We start from the raw sequence: 20688 nt of genomic DNA on the forward strand, positions 1-20688 counted from the left end.
CGCGGCGCTGTGCCGCGGCCCCGCCCTACTCGAAGGCCAACGCCGGGAACTCCGCGTTCTCCTTCAGCTCGGCCCAGACCGTCTTGCCGCGCCGGGCGTGGCGGGTGCCCCACTGCCCGGCGAGCTGGGCGACCAGCAGCAGACCGCGTCCGCCCTCGTCGAAGACGCGGGCGCGGCGCAGATGCGGGGTGGTACTGCCGGCGTCCGAGACCTCGCAGAGGAGGGAACGGTCGTGGATGAGGCGCAGGCGGATCGGTGAACTGCCGTAGCGGATGGCGTTGGTGACCAGCTCGCTGACCACCAGCTCGGCGACAAAGGCGAGTTCCCCCAGGTCCCAGTCGGTCAGTTTCCGGGACACGTCCGACCGGGCCCGGGCGACGACCGCCGGATCCGCCTCCAACTCCCAGGTGGCGACCTGGTCGTCGCCGAGGGCACGGGTGCGGGCGAGTAGCAGTGCGATGTCGTCGTCCGGCCGGGTGGGCAGCAGGGCCTCCAGCACGGCGTCGCAGGTCGCCTCCAGGGAGGGGGCCGGCCGGGCGAGGATCCGCCGCAGCGTCGCGAGGCCGGCGGCGATGTCGGGGGTGCGCGTGTCGGGGGTGCGCGTGTCGGGGGTGGATGAGCCGTTCCCGGTCGCCGTGGCGGGGGCGGGGGCGGAGGAACGGTCCCCGGAGGCCGTCGCGGAGACAGGGGAGCCGTCCCCGGAGGCCGTCGCGGGGGCGCGGGCCTCGATCAGGCCGTCGGTGCACAGGGCGATCAGGGTGCCCTCGGGCAGGTCGATCTCCAGCGTCTCGAACGGCAGGCCGCCCCGGCCGAGCGGCGGGCCCGGAGGCAGTTCCAGGATGTCCGCGGTGCCGTCGCGGACCACCACGGCCGGCGGCACGTGCCCCGCGCGGGCCAGGGTGCAGCGGCGCGCTACGGGGTCGTAGACGGCGTAGAGGCAGGTGGCGCCGTCGTCCCGGCCGACATCCGCCTCGGGGTCGGCGTCCGGGTCCGTGCTCGCCTCGGTGGCCAGGCGCAGGACGACGTCGTCGAGGTGGGTGAGCAGTTCGTCGGGCGGCAGATCGATGTCGGCCAGGGTGCGTACGGCTGTCCGCAGCCGGCCCATGGTGGCGGCGGCGCGGATGCCGTGGCCGACCACGTCGCCCACCACGAGGGCCACCCGCGCACCGGACAGCGGGATGACGTCGTACCAGTCGCCGCCCACCCCGGACTCGGAGCCGGCCGGCCGATAGCGGTAGGCGACGTCCACGGCCGACTGCCGCGGCGCCTCCCGGGGCAGCAGGCTGCGCTGGAGGGTGATCGCGGTGGCGCGGGCGTGGGTGTAGCGGCGGGCGTTGTCGACGGCGACCGCCGCCCGCACGGCGATCTCCTGGGCGAGCAGCAGATCCTCGTCGTCGTACGGCGCGGCGGTGCCGTGACGGTGGAACTCGGCGACGCCCAGCGTGGTGCCCCGGGCGCGCAGCGGCACGACCAGGGTCGAGTGGGCTCGCGGGGCACTGGGCGCCCCGCCGTGCCGCTGCCGGCTGGGCCGTCCACTGCTCAGGGCGTCCGCGCCCGGTGATCCCTCCGCGCAGGCGTGCAGCTGCCGCGGCTCGATCGAGGGCTCGAGTCCGGCCCCGTCCGCATCCGGTCCCTGGGCCATCCGGCGCAGCATCAGCGGGCCCTCCCCCGTCACGTCCTGTCCGCGCAGCACCGCGTCGAGCAGATCCACGGTGACCAGGTCGGCGAACTGCCTGGTGGCGAAGTCCGCCAGCTCCTGGGTGGTGCGGGCGATGTCCAGGGTGGTGCCGATGCACATGCTGGCCTCGTTCACCATCGCCGACCGCCACCGCAGCCGCTTGTCCCGCTCCGTCTGGAAGGTCAGGACGCTCCGCTCCGACACCCGGTCCACATACGCCGTCGATACGAAGTTGATCTGCCGCGCCGCCGCGCTGACCTGCTCGGCGTCCTGGCTGAGCCGGGGCAGTTCCGCGAACAGCCGGTCGATGACGATCTCCTCCGCCAGCCGGAGGGCGCGCAGCATCGCGCTGAGGGGCGTACCGTGCCGGGCGAAGACCCGCGCGCGCTCCACCTCGGTCGACGGCAGTTCGATCAGATCCGGCTCTATGGCGTGCTCCAGCCCGAACAGGGCGGCGGCTACGTGCTCGACGACGCTCTCGGCGGCCGTCCGGGCCACGTCCGGGTCCTCCCACAGCGCGGGCAGCTCGCGCCGCAGGCGTTGTTCCACGTCGGCGGTGAGCTCGTCGGTTCGCGAGGCGAGCTCGTGCGCCGCGCGCGAGAAAAGACCGGCGGCCGTGGGCTCCACACAGACGACGTTACGCCGCTCTCGCGGATGCCTCAGACCGTACGGCTGTGGCGGCCGACGTGGCCCACCTGGCCTTCTTGGTCGCCGGTCGCCCTGGCCTTCTTGGTCGCCGGTCGCCCTGGCCGCCCTCCCCGCCTCGGCCTGCCCTGCCGCCTCGGCCGTCCCCACCGCCTTGGCCTGCCCTGCCGCCTCGGCCGTCCCCACCGCCTTGGCCGTCCCCACCGCCCTGCCTATCCTTCCCGCCCTTGCCCATCCTTCCCGCCCCGGCCGTCCTCGCCGTCCGCCACCGACTCGACACCCGCTGCGTCCTCGTCGAGGCCGGGCGCTGCCGGATGGGCGGCGTGCGGGAAGACGTGGTCACGGACATCGCGCCGACCTGGTCGTCCGTGCGCCGGCCGCGTTCTGACCCCGCACAGAGCACGCGCCGCGCTCTTCCGGTCGGAAGGGCGCGGCGCGGGGGCGGGCGGCGTCGAACGCCGTCAGGCCTTCGACAGGGTGAGGTTCTTCTTCGCCAGCGCGTGGAAGTGGGGCAGCGGCAGGCCGCCCAGGCCCTCCGTGGGGCGCAGTTCCACGATGGTGGCCTCGACTTCCGCCTTGCCGTGTTCGAGGGTGGACGGGACGGGCTTGCTCTTGTTCTTCCAGCGGTGCGTCTTGCCGTCGCACTCGGCGACGGTGCCGCCGATGGCGTACCGGTTGGCGGTGGCCTGCTGACCGATGGAGGAACTCACGAACGTCGGTCCCTTGCTGTCGACACAGCGGTAGGTGCCGGAGACGGTGACGTTGCCGTCCGCGGCCATCCGGGCCGGGCCATCGATGGTCACGGACTCGGTGACGGTCTCCTCGGCCTCGGTGGACTTGTCGGTGTCGGCGGGAGCCGAGGGCGCGGCGACCAGCAGGAACAGCGCGGCGCCGACTGCGGTGGCTAGTGCGGGGCGCAGGGGCATGGGATGACCTCCCGATGAGCGGAGTGGGGGCTTCCACTGGTACCCGGCGGGTGCGCCCCGGGACGTGATCGTCACCCCTTCGGTGGCGAGTCCGCCCCGACCTTCGTGGATCGGTCAGAGAGTTGTCCGCGTGTTGTCACGGTTCACAGTGGGCCGTTCCGATGAGTTCGCAGGGCGGGCATGGTCTACCCATATGGACGACCCACACCGCTCGTCCGCCCTATGTGGAGGTGCGCCATGTGTTCACACCAGCCTTCGTGCCCTTCCTCCTCCGACGACCACAGCACCCATGTGGTGGCCGCACACCCAGAGCAGGGCTGGAGCCTGCTGTGCAATGGCGCCATCGTGTTCGACGACAGTGGTGAACTGCTGCCCGACGGCAGCGTGGTCGCCCCGCACCGGGTGCCGGCCGACCGCCTCGCTATGGCGGCGTGAGCCCGACACGCGGCGATAGGGCCGGGCCGGACGGCAACACGGCCGGGCCTGACGGCACCACGGGCAGGCCCTACGGCACCACGGCCAGGCCCAACCGCACCACGGCCGGCCCCTACGGCAGTACGGCGAAGCCGTCGAGTTCCACCATCGCCTGTTCGTCCCACAGGCGCACGACCTCGACGACCGCCATCGCCGGATAGGTCCGGCCCGCCAACCGGCCCCACACACGGCCGAGTTCGGCGACATGCGCGCGATATGCCGCCACGTCGGTGGCGTAGACGGTGACCCGGGCGAGGTCGGCCGGTGTTCCGCCGGCCGCCGCCAGCGCGGTCAGCAGATTGGTGAGCGCCCGCTCGAACTGCTCCGGCAGTGTCTCCCCGACCACCTTGCCGTCGGAGTCGAGCGCGGTCTGCCCGGCGAGGAAGACCACGCGGGAGCCGGTGGCGAGCACCGCGTGGGAGAAGCCGGTGGGCGGGGAGAGATCGGGCGGGTTGATGCGCTCGGTGCTCACTGGCCGGCCTCCGTGGTCGCGTACAACTCCTTGGCGATGATGCCGCGTTGCACCTCGCTGGCGCCCTCGTAGATGCGCGGGGCGCGCACCTCGCGGTAGAGGTGTTCGAGCAGATGGCCGTGGCGCAGGGCACGGGCCCCGTGCAACTGGACCGCCGCGTCGACGACGTACTGCGCGGTCTCCGTGGCGAGCAGCTTCGCCATCGCCGAGCGCCCCGGCACGTCGGGGGCCTTCTCGTCGTACGCCGTGGCCGCCGCGTACACCATGAGGCGGGCCGCCTCCGTGCGCAGGGCCATCTCGGCGACCTGGTGGGCGACGGTCTGGAGGTCGCTCAACTTGCCGCCGAACGCGTCCCGTTCGGCCGTGTGGGCGAGGGTCGCTTCCAGGGCGGCCTGAGCCATGCCGACGGCGAAGGCGCCGACGCTGGGCCGGAAGAGGTTGAGAGTGCCCATCGCGACCCGGAAGCCCCGGTCGGGCTCGCCGAGCAGGTCGTCCGCGGTGACGGGGACGGCGTCGAAGGCGAGGCTGCCGATGGGGTGCGGGGAGAGCATGTCGAGGCCGGTGCCGGTCAGGCCGGGGCGGTCGGCGGGGACCAGGAAGGCGGTGACGCCGCGCGCACCCGCGCCCGGGGTGGTGCGGGCGAAGACGGTGTAGAAGTCGGCTTCGGGGGCGTTGGAGATCCAGCACTTCTCGCCGGTGAGCCGCCAGCGGCTGCCGCCGTCGGGGGTGGCGTGCAGCGTCTGCCCGGGGCTGGAGGTTTGCGGGCTGCCGGCCGGTGGGGGCTTGTCGCGCCCCGCGGCGGAGCCGCTTGTCGACACCGCCCCGCGCCCCTTCGGGGGCGCGTCGCCCTGTCCCGCGTCAGCATGTGGCTCCGGGTCTGCCCGCAGGCTCAGGGCCGCCGCGTCCGAGCCCGCGCCCGGCTCGCTCAGCGCGAAGGCCGCCACCGCGGTTCCGTCAGCCACCCTGGGCAGCCATCGGTCCCGTTGGGCCTTGGTGCCGTGGGCGTGGACGGGATGCGCGCCCAGGCCCTGGAGGGCGAGCGCGGTCTCGGCCTCCGTACAGGCGTAGGCGAGGGACTCACGCATGAGGCACAGGTCGAACGCTCCGGAGGTGAAGAGCCGCTCCAGCAGTCCCAGCCGACCGAGTTCGGCGACCAGGGGACGGTTGACGTGCCCCGGTTCGCCCTTGTCCGCGAGCGGGCGCAGTTGTTCCGCGGCCAGGTCGCGGAGTTCGGCACACCAGGCGGTCTGTGACGGATCGAGCGAGAATGCGGGCATTGCCGACCTCCCTGGGAGCCGTCCGCGACGGACCCACTCGGCGGACCTTCTCGGTTGACCTTCTCGACGGGCCTCTTCGACGATATCGCGCGCCATTGACTGTCGTCACCAACACGATACGCTCCATGTGCGAGCCCACCACGACGCCCACAAGCACGACGCCCATCAGGCAGCCCACAAGGCAAGGGGGCGAACCGCCATGGCCGGTCTGCACCGCTCCGCCCACGTCGACACCTTCGCCCGCGAGCATCTGCCACCGCCCGACCAGTGGCCCGAGCTCCCGTTCGACCTGCCGGGGCTGCACTACCCCGAACGGCTCAACGCCGCGGCCGAACTGCTCGACGGCCCCGACGACGAGCGGCCCGTGTTCCACACCCCGTCCGGCGACACATGGACGTACGGCACACTGCGGGCCCAGGTGGACCGGCTCGCCCATGTGCTCACCAGCCACCTCGGTGTTGTCCCGGGCAATCGGGTGCTGCTGCGTGGCCCGACCACACCGTGGCTGGCCGCCTGCTGGCTCGCGGTGCTGAAGGCGGGTGCGGTCGCCGTCACCGTGCTGGCCCAGCAGCGCCCGCACGAGCTGCGGACCATGTGCGAGATCGCCCAGGTGCGGCACGCGCTGTGCGACATCCGCGCCGTGGACGACCTCGCCAAGGCCGAGATACCCGACCTGCGGATCACGACGTACGGCGGCGACGCCCCCGACGACCTGCTGCGCCGCCCCGCGCCCGACACGCCCTACCCGGCAGCCGACACCGCGTCCGACGACGTCGCGCTCATCGCCTTCACCTCCGGTACCACCGGACGGCCCAAGGGCTGTATGCACTTCCACCGGGATCTGCTCGCGATAGCCGACACCTTCTCGGAACATGTGCTGCGACCACATGTGGGCGATGTCTTCGCCGGCAGTCCCCCGCTCGGCTTCACCTTCGGGCTCGGCGGGCTCGTCGTCTTCCCGATGCGGGCCGGCGCCAGCGCCCTGCTATTGGAACAGGCCGGCCCCAAGCAGTTGTTGCCGGCGATCGCCGAGCACCGGGTGTCGGTGCTGTTCACCGCGCCGACGGCGTACCGCGCGATGCTCGACGAACTCGACTCGAACGACATCTCCTCCCTGCGCCGCTGTGTCTCGGCGGGCGAGAACCTGCCCGCCGCCACCTGGCAGGCCTGGCACGAGCGGACCGGGCTTCGCATCATCAACGGCATCGGAGCCACCGAACTGCTGCACATCTTCATCTCCGCCGCCGACGAGAACATCAGGCCCGGGACGACGGGCGTCCCGGTCCCCGGCTGGCACGCGCGCGTGATCGACGACGAGGGCCGGGACCTGCCCGACGGGGAGCCCGGCCTGCTCGCCGTGCGCGGCCCCGTCGGCTGCCGCTATCTCGCCGACCCACGGCAACGCGAGTACGTGCGCCACGGCTGGAACGTCACCGGCGACACCTACATCCGGGAGAGTGACGGCTACTTCCGCTACGTAGCCCGCGCGGACGACATGATCATCTCAGCCGGTTACAACATCGCAGGACCGGAGGTCGAGGAGGCCCTGCTGCGCCACCCGGATGTCCTGGAGACGGCGGTGGTGGGCCGGCCCGACGAGGCGCGCGGCCAGGTCGTCGTGGCATACGCCGTGCTCAGGGAGGGTGCGCGACGCGACGCCGAGGCCCTGCGCGCTTTCGTCAAGGCGGAGTTGGCGCCGTACAAGTCCCCGCGTGAGATCGTCTTCCTGGACGCGCTGCCGCGCACCGCTACCGGAAAGCTCCAGCGGTTCCGGCTGCGCGACGGCGGCGACCCACGGGGTGACCGGCACTGATCCGTACGACCTAAGATGATCAACGTGTCCGACCAGCATGCACCACGGTCTCTGATTGTCACGCTCTATGGCGCCTACGGCCGCCACATGCCCGGCCCCGTGCCGGTCGCGGAGCTGATCAGACTGCTGGCCGCGGTCGGCGTGGACGCCCCGTCCGTACGCTCGTCGGTGTCCCGGCTGAAGCGGCGCGGGCTGCTGCTGCCGGCCCGGACGGCGCAGGGCGCGGCCGGGTACGAACTGTCGCCGGACGCCCGCCAGTTGCTCCACGACGGCGACCGCCGCATCTACACCGCCGCGCCGCCCGACGACGAGGGCTGGGTGCTCGCGGTGTTCTCGGTGCCGGAGTCGGAGCGGCAGAAGCGGCATGTGCTGCGCTCCAGGCTGGCCGGCCTCGGCTTCGGGACGGCGGCGCCGGGCGTGTGGATCGCGCCGGCGCAGCTGTACGAGGAGGCCCGGCACACCCTTCAGCGGCTCCGCCTGGAGGAGTACGTGGACTTCTTCCGCGGCGAGCACCTCGGCTTCACACCGACCACCGAGGCCGTGGCCCGCTGGTGGGACCTGGCCGCGATCGCCAAGGAGCACGACGCGTTCCTCGACCGGCACGAGCCCGTGCTGCACGCGTGGGAGCGGCGGGCGGACACCCCGCTGGAGGAGGCGTACCGCGACTATCTCCTCGCCCTGGACTCCTGGCGCCACCTCCCCTACACCGACCCCGGACTGCCCGCCCGGCTGCTGCCCGCGGACTGGCCGGGCGCGCGCTCGGCCGCCGTCTTCCGGGGACTGCACGAGCGCCTGCGGGACGCGGGGGCGACCTACGCCGGTCTGTGAATTCCGGTCTGTGAATTCCGGCCCCCAGGCAGCAGCCCTCAGGTCCCCAGCGTCAGCCGCGGCTTGGGGGCGTCCGTGCGGCCCGTCTGCGGTCGGCGGCTGCCCGCCCGGTACGGCGCCGGCCAGACGACGCCCGGACCGGCGTAGCCCTGCTCCGCCGCCGCGTGCAGGGTCCAGTGCGGGTCGTAGAGGTGCGGGCGGGCGAGCGCGCACAGGTCCGTACGGCCGGCCAGGATGAGGGAGTTGACGTCGTCCCAGGAGGAGATCGCGCCGACCGCGATCACCGGCAGACCGGTGGTGTGGCGGATCCGGTCGGCGTACGGCGTCTGGTACGACCGCCCGAACTCCGGCCGCTCGTCGGCCACGACCTGCCCGGTCGACACGTCGATCGCGTCGGCGCCGTGCGCGGCGAAGGCGCGGGCGATCTCCACGGCGTCCTCGGCGTCATTGCCGCCCTCGGCCCAGTCGGTGGCGGAGACACGGACGGTCATGGGCCGTTCCTCGGGCCATACGCTGCGTACGGCGTCGAAGACCTCCAGCGGGAAGCGGAGTCGTTTCTCCAGGGTGCCGCCGTAGGCGTCGGTGCGCCGGTTGGTGAGCGGGGAGAGGAAGCCGGAGAGCAGATAGCCGTGCGCGCAGTGCAGTTCGAGCAGGTCGAAGCCGGCGCGGGCGGCGCGCCAGGCGGCGGAGGTGAACTGTTCGCGGATGTCGGTGAGCTGGGAGCGGCTGAGTTCGCGCGGGGTCTGGCTGTTCGGCTTGTAGGGGATCGGGGACGCGGCCACGAGCGGCCAGTTGCCGTCGTCCAGCGGCTCGTCCATGCCCTCCCACATCAGCTTGGTCGAGCCCTTGCGTCCGCTGTGGCCGAGCTGCACACCGATCGCGGTGCCGGGTGCCCGGTCGTGCACGAACTGGACGATGCGCTTCCAGGAGTCGGCCTGCCTGCCGGTGTAGAGGCCGGTGCAGCCGGGAGTGATGCGCCCTTCGGGGCTGACGCACACCATCTCGGTCATCACCAGGCCGGCGCCGCCGAGGGCGCGGGAGCCGAGGTGGACGAGGTGGAAGTCGCCGGGGACGCCGTCGCTGGCGGTGTACATGTCCATGGGGGACACGACGACCCGGTTGCGCAGGGTCAGGCCGCGCAGCCGGAACGGGGTGAACATCGGCGGTGTGCCGGTGGGGCAGCCGAAGTCGCGCTCCACGGCCTCGGTGAAGCCGGCGTCGCGCAGGCGCAGGTTGTCGTGGGTGACGCGGCGGCTGCGGGTGAGCAGGTTGAACGCGAACTGGAGGGAGGGCTGGTCGAGGTAGAGCCCGAGGTTCTCGAACCACTCCAGGCTGGCGCGGGCGGCCCGCTGGGTGGAGGCGACGACCGGTTTACGCTCCTCCTCGTACGCGCCGAGCGCGCCGGCGATGTCGGGCTGTTCCTCCAGACAGGCGGCGAGGGCGAGGGCGTCCTCGACCGCGAGCTTGGTGCCGGAGCCGATGGAGAAGTGGGCGGTGTGGGCGGCGTCGCCGAGCAGCACGATGTTGCCGTGCGACCAGCGCTCGTTGACAACCGTGCGGAACGTCGTCCAGGCCGACTTGTTGGATTTCAGCGGCCGCCCGTGCAGCGCCTCCGCGAAGATCTTGGCGCAGCGGTCGACGGACCCCTGCTCGTCGAGTTCCGCGAACCCGGCGGCCTGCCAGACCTCTTCCCGCATCTCGACGATCACGGTGGAGGCGTCGGCCGCGTACGGGTAGCCGTGCAGTTGCATCGCACCGTGTTCGGTCTCGGCGATCTCGAAGCGGAAGGCGTCGAAGGCGAAGTCGGCGGCGAGCCAGATGTAGCGGCAGTGGTGGGTGGCCACATGTGGGCGGAACACATGGGCGTAGGTCTCGCGGGTGGTGCTGTTCACACCGTCTGCGGCGATGACCAGGTCGTGCGTGTCGGCGAGCCCGGCCGGGTCGAGGGCCTCGGTGCGGAAGCGCAGGTCCACGCCGAGGTCACGGCAGCGGTCGTGCAGGATCTCCAGGAGGCGCTTTCTGCCGAGGGCGGCGAAGCCGTGACCTCCGGAGGTGTGCCGGGTTCCTCGGTGCACGATGTCGATGTCGTCCCACCGCACGAAGTCGTGCTGCATCGACTCGTAGACCACGGGGTCGGCGTGTTCGATGCCGCCGAGGGTCTCGTCGGAGAGGACGACGCCGAAGCCGAAGGTGTCGTCGGGGGCGTTGCGTTCCCACACGGTGATCTCACGGGCGGGGTCGAGGCGTTTGAGCAACGCCGCCGCGTAGAGCCCTCCGGGGCCGCCGCCAATGATCGCGACTCGTAGGGGGTGGCTAGGCGTCGTCGGCGGCTGCGGGCTGGTGGGGGCTGGCCGCGCAGTTCCCCGCGCCCCTTTGGTCGGCACAGTCACCGCCCCCTCCACTTCGGCGGGCGCTTCTCCGTGAACGCCGCGTGGAACTCCGCGTAGTCCTCGCCGTTCATCAGCAGGGCCTGCGTCGACGCGTCCATCTCCACGGCCGCCGCCAGTGGCATGTCCAGCTCGGCCGTCAGCAGCGCCTTGGTCTGGGCGTACGCCAGGGCCGGGCCGTCGGCCAGGCGGCGGGCCAGGGCCGCCGCGGCCTCGTCGGCACGGCCCTCCTCCGTCAGCTCGCTGATGAGGCCGATCCGCTCGGCCTCGGGAGCCCGGACCGGTTCGCCCAGCATCAGCAGCCGGGTCGCGTGGCCGAGGCCGACGACCCTGGGCAGCAGGTACGCGGCGCCCATGTCGCCGCCGGACAGGCCGACCCGGGTGAAGAGGAACGCGAAGCGTGCGGTGGGGTCGGCGACCCGGAAGTCGGCCGCGAGCGCGAGTACGGCACCGGCTCCCGCCGCCACCCCGTGCACGGCCGCGATCACCGGGAACGGGCACTCGCGGATCGCCCGCACGGTCTGCCCGGTCATCCGGTTGAAGTCGAGGAGCTGGGAGGTGTCCATGGCCAGGGTCGCGCCGATGATCTCGTCGACGTCGCCGCCGGAGCAGAAACCGCGGCCCTCGCCGGCCAGCACCAGGGCCCGTACCGCCTTCTCCCGGGACAGCTCCGCGAGCAGGTCGCGCAGGTCGGCGTAGGCGCCGAAGGTGAGCGCGTTGAGTTTCTCGGGGCGGGCGAGGGTCACGGTGACGACCCCGTCGGCGTGCTCGACCCGCAGGTGTTTCCAGTCGGGGGTGCGGGCGGCGGAGCCGGTGAAGGGACTCATGACGTGCGGCCTCCTCGGGCGGACGGCGGGCACTGGCTCAGTGAGCTCTACCCTTCGAGCTCTTCCCCTCGAAGTTATCACCCAACTTTGACTGTCGTCACGACCACGCGATAGCCGGAGTGGTGTGACCCGGCGCCGTCACATCCGTCACGGCTCGGCGACACCCGCGTAACGGCGGGATCAGGCGTGCGCGGCCGGCCGTTCATCCGGGTAAGCCGCATGTCAGTCGGGGCCGCAGGTCCCGAACGGCGCCCGACGAGCGGCCCCGCCGGGGGGCGCCGTACCATTCATAAGGTTGAAGGCAGGACAGCCTGCTCATGAACGGACCCGCCTTGCACGATCGCTCCCCCGCCTCCGCCTCATGGCGTATCGCGCTGCCGCACACCACTGCGGCCGTGCCCGTCGCGCGGGCGCTGGTCCGTACGGCACTGGCCGAGCTGGAGCACGCCGCGGACAGCGACACGGCGGAGCTGCTCACGGCGGAGCTGGTCGCGAACGCCGTGGAGCACACCGCGGGCAGCGGCCCGATAGAGCTCGTGGTGGAGTTGCTGCCGTCCGGCTGCCAGGTCGAGGTGCACGACCCGGACCCGGCCCCGCCGGGTAATCTGACCCGCCCCCTCGAGGGCGAGCCCGACCCCTGGCAGGAGCACGGCCGCGGTCTGCTCCTGATCCGCACCCTGAGCTCGTCCTGCGGCCACCGCCCCACGGGCTCCGGCAAGGCGGTGTGGTTCAGACTGCCGGTCGTACCGGCACAGCGCCGGCCGCTGTGACGCCGGGGCGGCGCCGCTTCACGGCTAGCGTCCCAGCGTGGCCACCAGGACGGCCTTGATCGTGTGCATCCGGTTCTCCGCCTCGTCGAAGACCACCGAGTGCTCCGACTCGAAGACCTCGTCCGTGACCTCCAGCGACTGAAGACCGTACTGCTCGAAGATCTCCTGGCCGACCTTCGTACCGAGGTCGTGGAAGGCCGGCAGGCAGTGCAGGAACCTGACGTCCGCATTGCCGGTGGCGCGCAGGACGTCCATGGTCACCGAGTAGGGGCCGAGCGCGGCGATCCGCTCGGCCCAGACCTCCTTGGGCTCCCCCATGGAGACCCATACGTCGGTCGCGACGAAGTCGGCGCCGCGGACACCGTCGGCGACGTCCGCGGTCAGCGTGATGACGGCGCCGCTGTCCTCCGCCAGCTTCCGGGCCCGCGCGACGACACCGTCGTTCGGCCAGTACTCCTCGGGCGCGACGATCCGTACGTCCATGCCGAGCAGCGCGCCGGTGATCAGATAGGAGTTGCCCATGTTGAAGCGGGCGTCCCCCAGGTACGCGAAGGCGATCTCCTTGAGCGGCTTGTCCGAGTGCTCGGTCATGGTGAGCACGTCGGCGAGCATCTGGGTGGGGTGCCAGTCGTCGGTCAGGCCGTTGTAGACGGGCACGCCCGAGTACACCGCCAGGTCCTCCACCTTGGCCTGGCTGTCCCCGCGGTATTCGATACCGTCGAACATCCGGCCGAGCACGCGCGCGGTGTCCTTCACGGACTCCTTGTGCCCGATCTGCGAGCCCGACGGGTCCAGGTACGTCGTGCGGGCGCCCTGGTCGGCGGCGGCGACCTCGAACGCGCAGCGCGTACGCGTCGAGGTCTTCTCGAAGATCAGCGCGATGTTCCTGCCCTGCAGGTACTGGATCTCGACCCCGGCCTTCTTGGCGGCCTTCAGCTCGGCGGCCAGCTCGATCAGCCCCAGGAACTCCTGCTCGGTGAGGTCGAGCTCCTTGAGGAAGTGGCGGCCGGCGAGGGCGTTCGGGACAGTCGCCATGAGGGCGCTCCAGAGGTACGTGGACAGGGGCTCTGGAAGTCTATACGACCATAGGCATTTCTATACGGCCGCATTTCCACAGGTCTCCGTACGGCGCTACACGGAAGCGCGCTCTACCGGACAGCTCATGCACCGCGGCCCCCCTCTCCCCCGGCCCAGCTCGCTGCCCGGGATCTCGATCACCTCGATGCCCTGCTTGCGCAGATGCGTATTGGTCGTGGAGTTCCGTTCATATGCGACCACGACACCCGGCTCGACCGCCAGTACGTTGCAGCCGTCGTCCCACTGCTCGCGCTCGGCGGAGTGGACGTCCTGGGTCGCGGTGAGGACGCGGATCTCGCTCAGCCCGAGGGCGGCGGCGATCGCGCGGTGCATGTGCTCCGGCGGATGGTCGGTGACCTTCAGCTCCTTCTCGCCGGTGCCCGGTTCGATGGTGTACGAGCGGAGCATGCCGAGCCCGGCGTACTGGGTGAAGACATCGCCGTCGACCATCGTCATCACGGTGTCGAGGTGCATCAGCGCACGCTTCTTGGGCATGTCGAGGGCGACGATCGTATGCGCCGAGCCGGCGGCGAACAGCTTGTGGGCGAGCATCTCCACGGCCTGCGGAGTGGTGCGCTCGCTCATGCCGATGAGCACCGCGCCGTTGCCGATCACCAGGACGTCCCCGCCCTCGATGGTGGAGGGGAAGTCGGCCTGCCCCTCGGACCAGACGTGGAACGCTTCGTCACGGAAGAGCGGATGGTGCCGGTAGATCGCCTCGAAGTGCACGGTCTCGCGCTGCCGGGCGGGCCAGCGCATGGCGTTGACGGAGACGCCGTCGTAGATCCAGGCCGAGGTGTCCCGGGTGAAGAGGTGGTTGGGCAGGGGCGCGAGGAGGAAGTCGTCCAGCTCCATGACATGGAAGCGCACGGAGGTCGGCTCCAGGTGCGCCTCCAGGAACTCCCGTTTGGTCATGCCGCCGACCAGGGCCTCGGCCAGTTCCGGCGCCGGCAGGCCCTCGAAGGAAGCACGGAGATGGTCGGTGGCGAGCACCCCGTACTCCTTCTCGTCGAAGACCCGGTCCAGGACGAGCTCGCGGGCCACCGGGATCTCCAGGGCCTCGGTGAGCAGGTCGCCGAACAGATGGACGGCGACCCCACGGTCGCGCAGCACGTCGGCGAAACCGTCGTGCTCGGCCCGCGCCCGGCGCACCCACAGCACGTCGTCGAAGAGCAGGGCGTCCTTGTTGCTGGGGGTGAGCCTTTTGAGCTCGAGATCGGGCCGGTGCAGTATGACGCGGCGCAGCCGCCCGGCCTCGGAGTCGACATGGAATCCCATGCCTCCATCCTGACCATCGCCGGGCCGGTTCACCCCCTGCTTGCCACCATCTTCTTTTCGTCCTCTTGACGACAAGCGGTCCGGACGATTATCGTCCACATGACGAAAAAGAGGGGGGTCTCCATGGCCGACATCACCCGGCGCCTGGGCTGGCGCCATCTGCGCGGCGCGCCCACGGCGCACATCCGCCACCACCGCGGCACCCGGCTGCTGCACGACGGCCCCGGGCTCAGCTTCTGGTTCCGTGCGCTGACCGCCGCGATCTCCGAGGTCCCGGTCGACGACCGGGAACTGGCGATGACCTTCCACGCCCGTACCTCCGACTTCCAGGACGTGGCCGTCCAGGCGACGGTCACCTACCGGATCAGCGACCCGGCCGTCGCCGCCGCCCGCCTCGACTTCTCGATCGACCCGGACTCCGGGGCCTGGCGCTCCGCGCCCCTGGAGCAGCTCGGCACCCTGCTCACCGAGACGGCGCAGCAGCACGCCCTGGACGTCCTGTCCCGTACGCCCCTGTCGGCGGCGCTGGTCGACGGCGTGACGGCCGTACGGGAGCGGATCGCGCAGGGCCTCGGCTCGGAGCCCCGGCTTCCCGCCACCGGCATCGAGGTGGTCGCCGTGCGCGTCGTGGCGCTGCGCCCGGAACCCGAGGTGGAGCGGGCGCTGCGCACGCCGGCCCGTGAGCAGATCCAGCAGGAGGCGGACCGGGCGACGTACGAGCGGCGGGCGGTGGCCGTCGAACGGGAGCGGGCCATCGCCGAGAACGAACTGGCCAGCCAGATCGAACTCGCGCGCCGCGAGGAGCAGTTGGTGGACCAGCGCGGCACGAACGCGCGGCGTGAGGCCGAGGAGCACGCGGCGGCGGACGCGGTCAGGGCCGAGGCCGAAGCGGCCCGAACGGTACGGCTCGCGGACGCGGAGGCGGCACGCACCGTACGACTGGCCGAAGCGGAGGCCACTCGCTCCGTACGGCTGGCCAAGGCCGAGGCCGAGGGTGCGCGTGAGGTCGGCGAGGCGCGGGCGCAGGCCCAGGCGGCCTGGCTGCGGGTGCACGGTGACGTGGACGTGGCGACGCTGAACGCCCTGACCGGGACCCGGCTGGCGGAGAACCTGCCGCGGATCGACAGCGTGACGATCTCGCCGGACGTCCTGACCGGGCTGCTCACCAGGCTGGGAACTCGGGAATGAGCCTCGCCCCGCGGGTCGTCCTCGTCCATCGCACCACGGAGTACGAGGAGTTGGTGGCCCGGCACGGCACGCACGGCCAGGCCGCCTTCTTCCTCGCCTCCCGGGGCCGGGACATCGAGGAGGTCGCCGAACGTCATCGCCGGGCACGGCAGGCGCTGACGGAGGTGACCTCCGCGATCCCGCTGACCTGGCGTCAGACCCGGGTGGAGCGGGCCGACCTGGACCGGTTCCTGTTCGGTCCGGAGGACGTTGTGGTCGTGGTCGGGCAGGACGGCCTGGTCGCGAACGTGGCCAAGTACCTGGCCGGGCAGCCGGTGCTGGGCATCGACGCCGACCCGGGCCGCAACCCGGGCGTGCTGGTGCGGCACCGTCCGGCGGACGCGGCCGGTTTGCTCGCGTCCACCCAATCCGGCAGGGGCGATGCCGACGAACTCACCATGGTCGAGGCCGTCGCCGACGACACCCAGCGTCTGGTGGCGCTCAACGAGATCTACCTGGGCGCCGTCGGTCACCAGACGGCCAGATACCGCCTGGGCCTGGAGGACGACGGGGGTGTCGTCGAGGCCCAGGCCTCGTCCGGGGTGCTGATCGGCACCGGGACGGGGGCGACGGGGTGGATCCGGTCGGTGTGGCAGGAGCGGGGAGGGCGGCAGCCGCTGCCCTCCCCCACCGACGAACGCCTGCTGTGGTTCGTCCGGGAGGCCTGGCCCTCCCCGGCCACCGGTACATCCCTGGTGGCCGGGGAACTCGCCGCCGCGGCCCGTCTGCGCCTGACCGTCGAGTCCGAACGGCTGGTGGCCTTCGGGGACGGCATGGAGACGGACGCGGTGGAGCTGACCTGGGGTCAGACGGTCCAGGTGGGCGTGTGCCGGGACCGTCTGCGACTCGTCAACTGACGGCGCTACGGATACCGGCCGTCACAGCCGCGGGTCCACCGGCTCCGACTCCAGCGCCAGCACCCCGAACACCGCCTCATGGACCCGCCACAGCGGCTCACCCTCCGCCAGCCGGTCCAGCGCCTCGAGACCCAGCGCGTACTCGCGGACGGCGAGGGACCGCTTGTGGTTGAGGAACCGCTTGCGCAGCCGGGCCAGGTTGTCGGGGCGCGTGTACTCCGGACCGTAGATGATCCGCAGGTACTCACGGCCACGGCACTTGATGCCGGGCTGCACCAGGCGGCCCTCCCTGCTGCGTACGACCGCGCCGAGCGGCTTGACGACCATGCCCTCGCCGCCGCGGCCCGTCATCTCCAGCCACCAGTCGACGCCCGCTCGGACCGACTCCGGGTCACCGGTGTCGACGTACAGCCGCCGGGTGGTCTGGAGCAGTCCGCTGCCGTCGTGCTCCACCAGCCGGTCCAGGAGCGCGAGCTGCTCGTCGTGCGGGAGCCCGGTGAGGCTGCGGCCCTGGACCGCCAGGACCTGGAAGGGGGCGAGGCGGACACCGTCGAGGCCGTCCGTGGTCCAGCAGTAGCGGCGGTACGCCTCCGTGAACGCGGCGGCGTCCGACGCCCGTTCGCGCTGGCGCGCCAGCAGGTCCGAGACGTCGACGCCGCGCGCGGCCGCCCCCTCCAGCGCGGCCACCGCGCCGGGGAACACCGCTCCGGAGGCGGCGCCGACCGCCGCGTACTGCGAGCGCAGCAGGCCCGACGCCTTCAGCGACCACGGCATCAGCTCGGCGTCGAGCAGCAGCCAGTCCGTCTCGAGTTCGTCCCAGAGCCCGGCCTCCGTGGCCGCCGTGCGGATCCGGTCGAGGATCGTCTCCGTGACCGACTCGTCGTCGAAGAACGGGCGGCCGGTGCGGGTGTAGAGCGAACCGGTCGGACCTCCCCCACTCTCGACTTCGCTCGAGCGGGAGGTGCCCCCGACGCCGAACCTCTTGCGCGCCGCCTCCGCGTCCCTGCACACCAGGGCCACGGCCCGCGAACCCATGTGCTTCTCCTCGCACACGACCCGCTCGACGCCGTCCTCCCGGTACTGCGCGAAGGCCTCCGCCGGGTGCTCCAGATAGCCCTCGATGTGCGAGGTCGCCGTCGGTGCCATGGTCGGCGGGAGGTACGGCAGCAGCCGCGGGTCGACGGCGAAGCGGCTCATGACCTCCAGGGCCGCCGCCGCGTTCTCCTCACGGATCGCGACCCGGCCCTGGTGCCTGGTCTCCACGACCCTGCGCCCGTGCACGTCCGCCAGGTCGAGCGGCCGGCCGTCGTGCCCGCCGGGCGCCTCGGTGCGCAGCGGTTTCGCCGGCTCGTACCAGACCTGCTCCGCCGGCACGTCGACGAGTTCGCGCTCCGGCCAGCGCAGCGCGGTCAGCCTGCCGCCGAAGACGGCGCCGGTGTCCAGGCAGATGGTGTTGTTGAGCCAGGTGGCGTCCGGGACCGGGGTGTGGCCGTACACCACGGCCGCGCGGCCCCGGTAGTCCTCCGCCCACGGGTAGCGCACCGGCAGCCCGAACTCGTCGGTCTCGCCGGTGGTGTCGCCGTACAGCGCGTGCGAGCGCACCCGCCCCGACGTACGGCCGTGGTACTTCTCCGGCAGACCGGCGTGGCAGACCACCAGCCGGCCGCCGTCGAGGACGTAGTGGCTGACGAGCCCGTCGATGAACTCCCGCACCTCGGCGCGGAACTCCTCGCTCTCGGTCTCCATCTGCTCGATGGTCTCGGCGAGTCCATGGGTGTGCTGGACCTTGCGGCCCTTGAGGTAACGGCCGTACTTGTTCTCGTGGTTGCCGGGCACGCACAGCGCGTTGCCCGACTTCACCATCGACATCACGCGCCGCAGCACACCGGGGCTGTCCGGGCCGCGGTCGACGAGGTCGCCGACGAAGACGGCGGTACGGCCGTCCGGGTGCACACCGTCGAGGTAGCCCAGCTTGCCGAGCAGCGCCTCCAGTTCGGACGCACAGCCGTGGATGTCGCCGACGATGTCGAAGGGGCCGGTGAGGTGGGTGAGGTCGTTGAAGCGCTTCTCGGTGACGACGGTGGCGTTCTCGACGTCCTCCACCCCGCGCAGCACATGGACCTTGCGGAAGCCCTCGCGCTCCAGTTGCCTGATCGACCGGCGCAGTTCACGGATGTGCCGCTGGATGACCCGGCGCGGCATGTCGGCCCGGTCGGTGCGGGCCGCGTTGCGCTCGGCGCACACCTCTTCCGGGACGTCGAGCACGATGGCTATCGGCAGCACGTCGTACCGCCGCGCCAGCTCGATCAGCTGCCGACGGGAGTCCTGCTGCACGCTGGTGGCGTCGACGACCGTACGGCGGCCTGCCGCCAGGCGCTTGCCCGCGATGTAGTGCAGGACGTCGAAGGCGTCCCGGGTCGCGCCCTGGTCGTTCTCGTCGTCGGAGACCAGACCGCGGCAGAAGTCGGAGGAGATCACCTCGGTGGGCTTGAAGTGCCGTCGGGCGAAGGTGGACTTGCCGGAGCCGGAGGCGCCGACGAGGACGACGAGGGAGAGGTCGGTGACGGGCAGGACACGCCCGTTCGTCGACTGGTTCATGCTGCCTTCGCCTCCTTCTCGTCGTTCACGTTCCTCGCAAACACAGCCATCTGCGTGGGCGGCCCCACCTCGGGGTCGTCGAGCCCCACGGGCACGAACTCCACGCCGTACCCGTGCCGTTCGGCGACGGCCCGCGCCCACGCGCGGAACTCCTCGCGCGTCCACTCGAACCGGTGGTCGCCGTGCCGGACGTGCCCGGCCGGGAGGGACTCCCAGCGGACGTTGTACTCGACGTTCGGGGTCGTCACCAGGACGGTCCTCGGGCGGGCGGCACCGAACACCGCGTACTCCAGCGCGGGCAGCCGCGGCAGGTCGAGGTGCTCGATGACCTCGCTGAGCACGGCCGCGTCGTAACCCTTGAGACGGCTGTCGGTGTAGGCGAGGGAGGACTGGAAGAGCTTCACGCGCGAGGCCTGCCGCTCGCCCATCCGGTCCAGCTTCAGCCGCCGTCCGGCGATGGTGAGCGCCCGCATCGACACGTCCACGCCCACGATCTCGGTGAACGCCGGGTCCTTGAGCAGGGCCTGCACCAACTGGCCCTGTCCGCACCCGAGATCGAGCACGCGCGCGGCGCCGGACGCCTTGAGCGCGGCGAGGATCGCGTCCCGGCGCTGCACGGCGAGCGGCGTCGGCTTCTCCTCCGCCTCCGTCTCGGCCTCGACCGCGTTGTCGATGTCCTCGACCTCGCTGTCGTCGGCCTCCGCGAGCCGCACGAGCTCCAGCCGCTCCATCGCCTCGCGGGTCAGCGACCAACGGCGCGAGAGGTACCGGCTGGTGATCAGCTTCTGCTCCGGGTGCTCCGGCAGCCAGCCCTCACCGGCGCGCAGCAGCTTGTCGACCTCGTCGGAGGCGACCCAGTAGTGCTTGGCGTCGTCGAGGACGGGCAGCAGCACATACAGGTGCCGCAGGGCTTCGGCGAGGGTCAGCGCCTGTGACTCCAGCACGAGCCGGACATAGCGCGAGTCGCCCCACTCGGGGAACTGCACGTCCAGCGGCACCGGCTCGACTGTCACGGCCCAGCCGAGCGGCTCGAAGAGGCGGCGTACGAGCTCCGGGCCGCCTCGGGCGGGCAGCGAGGGCACCTCGATGCGCAGCGGCAGCGGCTCGGCGGCGCGCTCCGGACGGGCGTTGCACACCCCTCGCATCGCGCTGGAGAACACGGCGCTCAGCGCCACGGCCAGCAGCGAGGAGGCCGCGTAGGGGCGGTCGTTGACGTACTGCGCGAGGGCCGCGTCGGGGGCGCCGCCGCGGCCCTTGCCCTTGCCCCGCCTGACCAGCGCCACCGCGTCGACCTCCAGCAGCAGCGCGGCAGTGCAGCGTTGGTCGTCCGCCTCGGGGTACAGCACGTGGGCCGTGCCGTAGGAGGTGGAGAACCGCTGCGCCTTCTCGGGATGCTTGTGCAGCAGGTAGCCGAGATCGGTCGCGGGGCGTTCGGGGGTCCCGGTGGTGGTGAGGGTCAGGAACACGGTGGTGGGCCTTCGGATCGGTTCTGCGCCGCGCCTGTGCGCCGCCCGTACAACCTACCGAGCGGACACCGGAACCACCTGCGGTTTT

General features: G+C 71.9%; 16 protein-coding genes. 6 read left to right on the forward strand and 10 right to left on the reverse strand.

The annotated features are described in order from the left end of the window. Positions 1 to 25: 25 nt before the first annotated feature. Both ACFPQ9_RS07115 and ACFPQ9_RS07120 read right to left on the reverse strand, forming a co-directional pair. Positions 26 to 2305, reverse strand: a complete 2280-nt coding sequence (locus ACFPQ9_RS07115; protein ID WP_380848237.1) for an ATP-binding SpoIIE family protein phosphatase — start codon at positions 2303 to 2305, stop codon at positions 26 to 28. A gap of 479 nt (positions 2306 to 2784) precedes the next feature. Beyond that, positions 2785 to 3249, reverse strand: coding sequence for a DUF6299 family protein (locus tag ACFPQ9_RS07120; RefSeq protein ID WP_380848240.1), 465 nt, complete (start codon positions 3247 to 3249; stop codon positions 2785 to 2787). Positions 3250 to 3486: 237 nt separating this feature from the next. Here ACFPQ9_RS07120 and ACFPQ9_RS07125 point away from each other — a divergent pair, with 237 nt between their 5' ends. After that, positions 3487 to 3684, forward strand: coding sequence for a DUF5999 family protein (locus ACFPQ9_RS07125; protein WP_380848243.1), 198 nt, complete (start codon positions 3487 to 3489; stop codon positions 3682 to 3684). Between the two features lie 112 nt (positions 3685 to 3796). Here ACFPQ9_RS07125 and ACFPQ9_RS07130 read toward each other — a convergent pair whose 3' ends face one another. Together ACFPQ9_RS07130 and ACFPQ9_RS07135 are read right to left on the reverse strand one after the other, a co-directional pair. Further along, a complete protein-coding gene (locus ACFPQ9_RS07130) occupies positions 3797 to 4195 on the reverse strand; it encodes a RidA family protein (RefSeq protein WP_380848246.1) in 399 nt (132 codons plus the stop codon). Beyond that, the gene (locus tag ACFPQ9_RS07135; protein ID WP_380848249.1) at positions 4192 to 5472 is read right to left on the reverse strand and encodes an acyl-CoA dehydrogenase family protein; all 1281 of its coding nucleotides are present in this window, start codon (positions 5470 to 5472) and stop codon (positions 4192 to 4194) included. The genes ACFPQ9_RS07130 and ACFPQ9_RS07135 overlap by 4 nt, the downstream gene beginning before the upstream one ends. 199 nt (positions 5473 to 5671) lie before the next feature. Here ACFPQ9_RS07135 and ACFPQ9_RS07140 point away from each other — a divergent pair, with 199 nt between their 5' ends. Together ACFPQ9_RS07140 and ACFPQ9_RS07145 are read left to right on the forward strand one after the other, a co-directional pair. After that, positions 5672 to 7285, forward strand: coding sequence for an AMP-binding protein (locus ACFPQ9_RS07140; protein WP_380848252.1), 1614 nt, complete (start codon positions 5672 to 5674; stop codon positions 7283 to 7285). A 15-nt stretch (positions 7286 to 7300) separates the two neighbouring features. Beyond that, complete coding sequence (locus tag ACFPQ9_RS07145; protein ID WP_380848255.1) at positions 7301 to 8113, forward strand: PaaX family transcriptional regulator; 813 nt, start codon at positions 7301 to 7303, stop codon at positions 8111 to 8113. Positions 8114 to 8151: 38 nt separating this feature from the next. On the opposite strand, the gene ACFPQ9_RS07150 is transcribed toward ACFPQ9_RS07145, so the two are convergent. Together ACFPQ9_RS07150 and ACFPQ9_RS07155 are read right to left on the reverse strand one after the other, a co-directional pair. Then, on the reverse strand, positions 8152 to 10497 hold the full coding sequence (locus tag ACFPQ9_RS07150; RefSeq protein WP_380848492.1) for a bifunctional salicylyl-CoA 5-hydroxylase/oxidoreductase: 2346 nt from the start codon (positions 10495 to 10497) through the stop codon (positions 8152 to 8154). 2 nt (positions 10498 to 10499) lie between these two features. Continuing rightward, positions 10500 to 11327, reverse strand: coding sequence for an enoyl-CoA hydratase family protein (locus ACFPQ9_RS07155; RefSeq protein WP_380848258.1), 828 nt, complete (start codon positions 11325 to 11327; stop codon positions 10500 to 10502). Between the two features lie 317 nt (positions 11328 to 11644). Between ACFPQ9_RS07155 and ACFPQ9_RS07160 the strand changes: the two genes are divergently transcribed. Then, positions 11645 to 12097, forward strand: a complete 453-nt coding sequence (locus ACFPQ9_RS07160; RefSeq protein WP_380848261.1) for an ATP-binding protein — start codon at positions 11645 to 11647, stop codon at positions 12095 to 12097. A 24-nt stretch (positions 12098 to 12121) separates the two neighbouring features. Here the strand turns inward: ACFPQ9_RS07160 and argF are convergent, their stop codons facing one another. Together argF and ACFPQ9_RS07170 are read right to left on the reverse strand one after the other, a co-directional pair. Then, positions 12122 to 13132 (reverse strand): ornithine carbamoyltransferase, encoded by a 1011-nt coding sequence (gene argF / locus ACFPQ9_RS07165; RefSeq protein ID WP_380848264.1) that lies wholly within the window; start codon positions 13130 to 13132, stop codon positions 12122 to 12124. A gap of 96 nt (positions 13133 to 13228) precedes the next feature. Then, complete coding sequence (locus tag ACFPQ9_RS07170) at positions 13229 to 14452, reverse strand: arginine deiminase (protein WP_380848266.1); 1224 nt, start codon at positions 14450 to 14452, stop codon at positions 13229 to 13231. A gap of 123 nt (positions 14453 to 14575) precedes the next feature. Between ACFPQ9_RS07170 and ACFPQ9_RS07175 the strand changes: the two genes are divergently transcribed. Together ACFPQ9_RS07175 and ACFPQ9_RS07180 are read left to right on the forward strand one after the other, a co-directional pair. Then, positions 14576 to 15640 (forward strand): SPFH domain-containing protein, encoded by a 1065-nt coding sequence (locus tag ACFPQ9_RS07175; protein WP_380848495.1) that lies wholly within the window; start codon positions 14576 to 14578, stop codon positions 15638 to 15640. After that, positions 15637 to 16536: an NAD(+)/NADH kinase gene (locus ACFPQ9_RS07180; protein WP_380848268.1), complete on the forward strand. Its 900-nt coding sequence runs from the start codon at positions 15637 to 15639 to the stop codon at positions 16534 to 16536. Before ACFPQ9_RS07175 ends, ACFPQ9_RS07180 begins: the two co-directional genes overlap by 4 nt. Before the next feature lie 21 nt (positions 16537 to 16557). Here ACFPQ9_RS07180 and ACFPQ9_RS07185 read toward each other — a convergent pair whose 3' ends face one another. Next, a complete protein-coding gene (locus tag ACFPQ9_RS07185; protein ID WP_380848270.1) occupies positions 16558 to 19134 on the reverse strand; it encodes a polynucleotide kinase-phosphatase in 2577 nt (858 codons plus the stop codon). Further along, positions 19131 to 20600, reverse strand: a complete 1470-nt coding sequence (locus ACFPQ9_RS07190; RefSeq protein WP_380848272.1) for a 3' terminal RNA ribose 2'-O-methyltransferase Hen1 — start codon at positions 20598 to 20600, stop codon at positions 19131 to 19133. Before ACFPQ9_RS07190 ends, ACFPQ9_RS07185 begins: the two co-directional genes overlap by 4 nt. Positions 20601 to 20688 lie beyond the last annotated feature (88 nt).

The organism is Streptomyces coerulescens, from assembly GCF_042657965.1.
GTDB lineage: Bacteria > Actinomycetota > Actinomycetes > Streptomycetales > Streptomycetaceae > Streptomyces > Streptomyces coerulescens.